The following is a 5,322-nucleotide window of genomic DNA, read 5'->3' as shown; positions in this document are numbered from 1 at the left end:
GAGGTTGGCGGAGTTGCGGGGCTGCATAGGCGTCATGTTCATAGAAAAACGCCCCAGGCCATCGAGACCCAGGGCGGTGAAGATATCAAAGACCCGTTTTCCGGTAAATCGCAATGCGGCTCCGCTTAAGTGAACAGCATTGCGGCATCTGCCGGCTGTTTTTTTTGACAGGCAGGGTTACACCGTGACCTTGCTGCGGCTGACCAGCTTGGGTTCCAGGGGCGGGAAGTCATCGTTGAAGAAGGTATCCGCTTCTTCAATTTGTGCCTTGCGCTGCTTCTGGATGAAGTTGTCGAAGTCGCGCTTGATCTCGGGGTCCTTGAGGGCCTCGTAGTCGAACACGTTGGCGGCATAGAGGTAGTTGAAGTAGATGTCGACGAACTCGGCGCTGGCACAGGCGGAGGTGAACTTGCTGTTCTGGCGGTCGAAGTTGACGCGGTACTGCTTGATCTTCGGCACATAGACCAGCTCGTTGCCCACCTTGAACACTTCCACTGTGACCCCCACCGTGATGGTCTTGTGAAGTCCTTGTTGTTCTCCACCCCGAAGCGGATGGCATCCCCCTGCTTTTGCAGGAACTTGTTGAAGCTGGCCAGCGCCGTGGTGCCCTGGCTCACCACCACGTCCATGATGAAGTTGATGAAGTCGGTGGCGATGCTGAGCCCCTTGATGTGGCGGCTGTAGCTCTGCTGATCGATCTTGCTCGGCCCCATCAGGGGGATCTTGGAGAGGGCCCTGGCCCAGAGATCCGCATCCGTCTTGTACTGCTCGCCATAGGCTTCGGCGTAACGGTTGATGTAGGCGGTGACCACGGAGGTGATGGCGATGAGGTAGGCCTTCTGTTCCGCCAGCTTGGCCATGACTGCGGGATCGTCCAGCAGCTCGTTGGCCACGATGAACTCCACCAGGCCGTCCTTGTCGGCATAGGGATCACTGCCCACCGCCCGGACGGTGTCGGGCAGATTGATGTCGTTGAAGAAGGCCTCGGCCTCGGCGAACTGATCATGGTTGCTCAGGCGGTTGGCCGGTGCCTCGCGCACCAGCTGGCAGAGCACCAGCTACGGCCTCGTAGTCCGACTCGCGCCACAGGGGGGCCTGCAACTGGTTGCCGAAGGTCTTCTTGTAGGCGAGGTTGAAGTCAAACAGCACCGAACTGCAGCCGCAATCCATGGCGAAGTCGACGGTGTAGCTCAGCGGCCCGGTGGGCAGGGGCTTGCTCATCTTCCCCTTGGCGCTGAGGTTGGCATAGCACTTGAGGTACTCCCGGCCAAACAGCTCGTAGACACGGTTGTTGTTGAAGTTGAGCTGGAAAGTACCGGCGCTCTCGCCCCCGTTGAACAACTGTTGCACGTGACTCATCTCTCTATCCTTATGGTGAGATTGGTAGACGGGTTGACCCGGTGCCGAGTGGCTACTTCCTGGCCAGCAACAGCCTAGGCTGTGTTCTTAAAGTGATGAAGATATAATCTCACATCTTCTCAACAGCTTAAGATCCATTCCGTGTCCCACCGTTATCAGCTGACTGATGCACAATGGGGGCTTATCGAGCCCCAGTTTCCTTCTCGAAGCCTGATCGGGCGCCCTACCCATGAACCGCGCCAAGTGCTCGATGGCATTCTCTGGATACTCCACACCGGAGCTCCTTGGCGAGACCTTCCAGAACGTTTCGGACCATGGAATTCGGTCTACAACACCTTCCGGCGTTGGCAGGATGCAGGCCGGATTGATGCCATTCTGGAAGCGCTGCAGCTCAAGCTCAATGAAGAAGGGCTCATCGATTTCGACCTGTGGTGCCTGGACGGCTCCAATGTCAGGGTATCCAAAGATGCTGCCGGAGCGCGTAAAAAAACACTCCGGTGAATCAAGCACTTGGTCGCTCTCGTGGTGGTTTTGGCAGCAAAATTCACTTGGTCACTGATGGTAATGGTTTACCGCTGGGGTTCTGCCTTTCGCCGGGGCAATCAGCGGAAATCAGATATGCGACAAGTGCGTTGGCCATGGCAAGGATCCCGACTTCATCAGGCCGTTATCGCACGCGACCAACGCATCTTGCCGCAGATAAGGCCTATAGCAGCAGGGCTTTGCGGGCCGAACTCCGGCGCAGAGGGATAAAAGCAGTCATCCCGCAGCGCAGCGACCAGCAGCGGCACCATAAGGGACGACCTCTGGTATTAGACAAAGCTCGTTATCGCAGGCGAAATGTGGTCGAGCGGTGCTTCGGATGGCTGAAGAAGTTTCGCCGATTCTCAACGAGATATGAAAAGCTGGCGGGAAGTTTTGCTGCTTTTATCAAGCTGGCTTTCTGCCTTCGTTACTTACGAGAGCTATTGGTGGACAGAAAACCAGCATTTTGAGAACACAGCCTAGCGAGGGAGAGGGGGTTTGGTTACTGCGAATAATCCCAGTGGCGGGGGCGGGATCCTGGGCTAGCCCCCAGACGGGGAGTATTTCTCGTTGTGTTTCATTCGGATATGGCCGTCATGGTCCCGTCATCCGGGGCGGGACCTTGAAAAAAATCGGAAAAAGGGAAAAGAGAGGGGCGACCCGGGGTCAGGAAAGGCCGATTTTATCATTTGCCAGGCAAATAGAACCTGGCCATTGCATGAATTTTGCAAATACTCTTTGGGGGGCCGCTCACAGGGATGGCACGGGAGGCTTGTCTATCGGGAAGCAGACTGGCAACATTTGTATCACATTTACTCATCGGATCAGTTTGCAATGGACCTGCAACGCCTCAAAGCCAACCTCGCCCTGCGTCTGTTCGCCTGGCGCTACATTCCCGTCATTGGTTTCTGTGCCCCCGTCATCGAGCAGATGGACGCCAGGGCGCTGCGCATCCGCATTCCGCTGGGCTGGCGCACCCGCAACCACCTGGGCAGCATGTATTTCGGGGCGCTCGCCACCGGTGCCGACCTGGTGGGGGGGCTCCTGGTCATGGAGAAGGGGCGGGCGCGGCGCAAGAAGGTGCATTTTGCCTTCAAGGATGTGCAAGGGGAGTTTTTGAAGCGCCCGGAGGGGGACGTGCAGTTTGATTGCGCGGCGGGGGAGCTTATCGACGCCATGATCGACGAGTCCCTGGCGAGCGGTCAGCGCATCAACCGCCCCATCCAGGTGGTGGCCACCTGCCCGTCGCGCAACGGCGACGAGGCCATGGCCCGCTTTGTGCTGACCCTCTCCATCAAGGCAAGCTGAAGGCCAGAGGGCGCTTGGCGCCCTTGTTCAAGCCGGTATCAAAGGATCTCGGGACTGCTCCCTTCCTTCACCACGGCCTTCATGCTTCATGCCGTTGAAGTTGACCGCCCGCTCGGCCACTGTGCTGGGTAGCGCTTGCGTGGCAGGGCGTCAGGATCAGAGGATCTCGGGGCTGACGCCTTCTTTCACGACTACCTTCATGCCGTTGAAGTTGACCACCTGCTCGGCGACTATCTTGCAGCGTTTGCGGGTCTCGACCTGACCGTCCACTTCCACCAGGCCCTCGGCGACCAGCGCCTTGGCGGCACCGCCACAATCGGCCCAACCCTGATGCTTGATCAGGTCACACAAGGCAACGAAGGGGTGACCTTCGAGCAGAAACGTCTCCATGGGAAATCCTCTAGCTGGATGAATGGCTGAAACAGCGGGGGCTCATTCTAGGCAGTTAGGCGGGGCAGGGAAAGGGCCCGGGCCGAATTGCCCCGAAAAAGGGGCGAGCACAGGCAATAAAACCAGCCCGACCGGGCTGGTTGTATCTCTGGGGGCCACTGGCGCTCAAGGGAGTTTCACCACCGCTTCCCCCGTCACGGCGAGGGCGCCGCCCTGGGTGAAGATGCGGGTGGCCAGGGTGGCGATGGGCTTGTCGCTTCGAAGGGCAATCACCTCCACCTCCGCCGTCACCTCGTCCCCCACGAACACCGGGAGCGTGAAGGAGAGGCTCTGGCCCAGATAGATGCTCCCTTTCCCGGGCAGTTGCTGCCCGAGGAGCCCGGAGAAGAGGCTCGCCAGCAGCATTCCGTGGACGATGGGGCGCTCGAACACCGTCGTGGCGGCAAAGTCCGGGTCCAGGTGCAGGGGATTGAAATCCTCCGAGAGGCCGGCGAAGGCCGCAACCTCGGCCGGGCCGAAGCGCTTGGTCAGGCGAGCCTTCTGGCCCACGGCAAGGGGTTGTGTACTCATGCGGGTTCCTCTTCTTGCATCCTGACGCCGGCAAACACCGGATTGAGCCGTACCTTGACGTAGCTGCCGGGGGCCGCCTCCAGCCCCTCGACAGGCTGCCGGGCGGGGACGGGTTCTGCTTCGTCACGGTCTTTGATAAAGCGCATCATCTCGGGCCACCAGGAGCCGCTCTGGTGGGTCGCCCCCGCCAGCCACTGCGCCGGGCTGTCCGCCTCGACCTCGCTCTGCCAGAAGCCGTATTTGTTGGCATCCGGTGGATTGATGATGCCGGCGATGTGCCCGGATTCGGCCAGAATGAAGCGCCGTTCGCCCCCGAACAGCGCCATGCCCTGCCAGGTTCCCTGCCAGAGGGCGATGTGATCGTCCACGGCGGACACCAGCAGCACCGGGGTCTTCACCTTGGCGAGAGCGATGCGGGTGTGGCGGATCTTGAGCTCCCCCTTCTCCAGCTGGTTTTCCAGGTAGAGTCGGCGCAGCAGGCTGTTGTGGATCTTGCCCGCCACGTTGGTGCTGTCGCTGTTCCAGTGCAGCAGATCGGATGCCACCGGGCTCTGGCCCTTGAGGTAGCTGTCGATGTAGTAGTTCCAGTAGAGGCTGTTCTCCCGCAGCAGACTGAAGGAGACCGCCAGCTGGCGCCCGTCCATGATGCCCCTGGCCTCGTTCTGCGCCTCCAGCGCCGCGATGATGGGCTCGTGGATGAAGATGCCAAGCTCCCCGGGCTGGGAGAAGTCCAGCAGGGTGGTGAACAGGGTGGCGCTACGCACCCGCTGCTTCTGGCGCCGCGCCGCCAGCCAGCCCATGGCGAGTGACAACGCAGTGCCACCGATGCAGTAGCCGATGCCGTGCACCTCCCGCTCGCCGGTGGCTGCCTCCACGGCGTCCAGGGCGGCGATGACCCCGTCCACCACGTAGTCGTCGAGATCGACCTGCCCCTGTGCCACCCCCGGGTTGCGCCAGGAGATCATGAAGACCGTCTGCCCCTGGGCGACCAGCCAGGCCACCAGGGAGTTCTGGGGGCGCATGTCCATCTTAAATGCGAAAGGGGACTCCCTCCGACGTAGGTGGGAGGGGAATTTCGCCGGGGCGTCAGCCCCGCTGGTTTTGAATGTATTGCTTGATCACCTCCAACGGTGCTCCGCCGCAAGAGCCCGCAAAGTAAGAGCGTGACCA

Annotated in this window: 6 protein-coding genes and 2 pseudogenes; 2 read left to right on the top strand and 6 right to left on the bottom strand. The window is 60.4% G+C overall.

The window, feature by feature from the left end; all coding sequences use genetic code 11:
* Positions 1-177: 177 nt before the first annotated feature.
* Positions 178-893 (bottom strand): annotated as a pseudogene (locus J9893_RS21855) (hypothetical protein).
* 109 nt (positions 894-1,002) lie between these two features.
* A complete protein-coding gene (locus tag J9893_RS21850; protein WP_223917421.1) occupies positions 1,003-1,359 on the bottom strand; it encodes a hypothetical protein in 357 nt (118 codons plus the stop codon).
* A gap of 141 nt (positions 1,360-1,500) precedes the next feature.
* Between J9893_RS21850 and J9893_RS20415 the strand changes: the two genes are divergently transcribed.
* A protein-coding gene (locus J9893_RS20415) for an IS5 family transposase (RefSeq protein ID WP_113725556.1) occupies positions 1,501-2,354 on the top strand; the annotation gives its coding sequence in 2 pieces (ribosomal slippage) (positions 1,501-1,843 and positions 1,843-2,354; 855 coding nt in all).
* A 364-nt stretch (positions 2,355-2,718) separates the two neighbouring features.
* Positions 2,719-3,192, top strand: a complete 474-nt coding sequence (locus J9893_RS20410; protein WP_010674883.1) for a DUF4442 domain-containing protein — start codon at positions 2,719-2,721, stop codon at positions 3,190-3,192.
* Positions 3,193-3,348: 156 nt separating this feature from the next.
* Here J9893_RS20410 and ybcJ read toward each other — a convergent pair whose 3' ends face one another.
* From ybcJ to J9893_RS20390, 4 genes and pseudogenes are all read right to left on the bottom strand, one after another.
* Entirely contained in the window at positions 3,349-3,582 is a 234-nt protein-coding gene (ybcJ, locus tag J9893_RS20405) for a ribosome-associated protein YbcJ (RefSeq protein ID WP_010674882.1), read from the bottom strand.
* Positions 3,583-3,747: 165 nt separating this feature from the next.
* Positions 3,748-4,152, bottom strand: a complete 405-nt coding sequence (locus J9893_RS20400; protein ID WP_010674881.1) for a MaoC family dehydratase — start codon at positions 4,150-4,152, stop codon at positions 3,748-3,750.
* Positions 4,149-5,180: pseudogene (locus tag J9893_RS20395) on the bottom strand (alpha/beta fold hydrolase); the annotation flags it as partial. The pseudogene J9893_RS20395 and the gene J9893_RS20400, both read right to left, overlap by 4 nt.
* 58 nt (positions 5,181-5,238) lie before the next feature.
* A partial coding sequence (locus J9893_RS20390; RefSeq protein WP_210538025.1) for a transposase occupies positions 5,239-5,322 on the bottom strand: 84 nt, incomplete at its 5' end.

The organism is Aeromonas sp. MaB10011B (genome assembly GCF_017939325.1).
GTDB lineage: Bacteria > Pseudomonadota > Gammaproteobacteria > Enterobacterales > Aeromonadaceae > Aeromonas > Aeromonas caviae.
Note: the sequence above shows the minus strand (reverse complement) of the source record. Positions and strands in the feature narration are given on the sequence as shown.

Excerpts from the sequence above, each read along its gene's own strand:
- J9893_RS20400 (WP_010674881.1), bottom strand. The coding sequence starts at position 4,152 with ATGAGTACACAACCCCTTGCCGTGGGCCAGAAGGCTCGCCTGACCAAG.
- ybcJ (WP_010674882.1), bottom strand. The coding sequence starts at position 3,582 with ATGGAGACGTTTCTGCTCGAAGGTCACCCCTTCGTTGCCTTGTGTGAC.
- J9893_RS20410 (WP_010674883.1), top strand. The coding sequence starts at position 2,719 with ATGGACCTGCAACGCCTCAAAGCCAACCTCGCCCTGCGTCTGTTCGCC.
- J9893_RS21850 (WP_223917421.1), bottom strand. The coding sequence starts at position 1,359 with ATGAGTCACGTGCAACAGTTGTTCAACGGGGGCGAGAGCGCCGGTACT.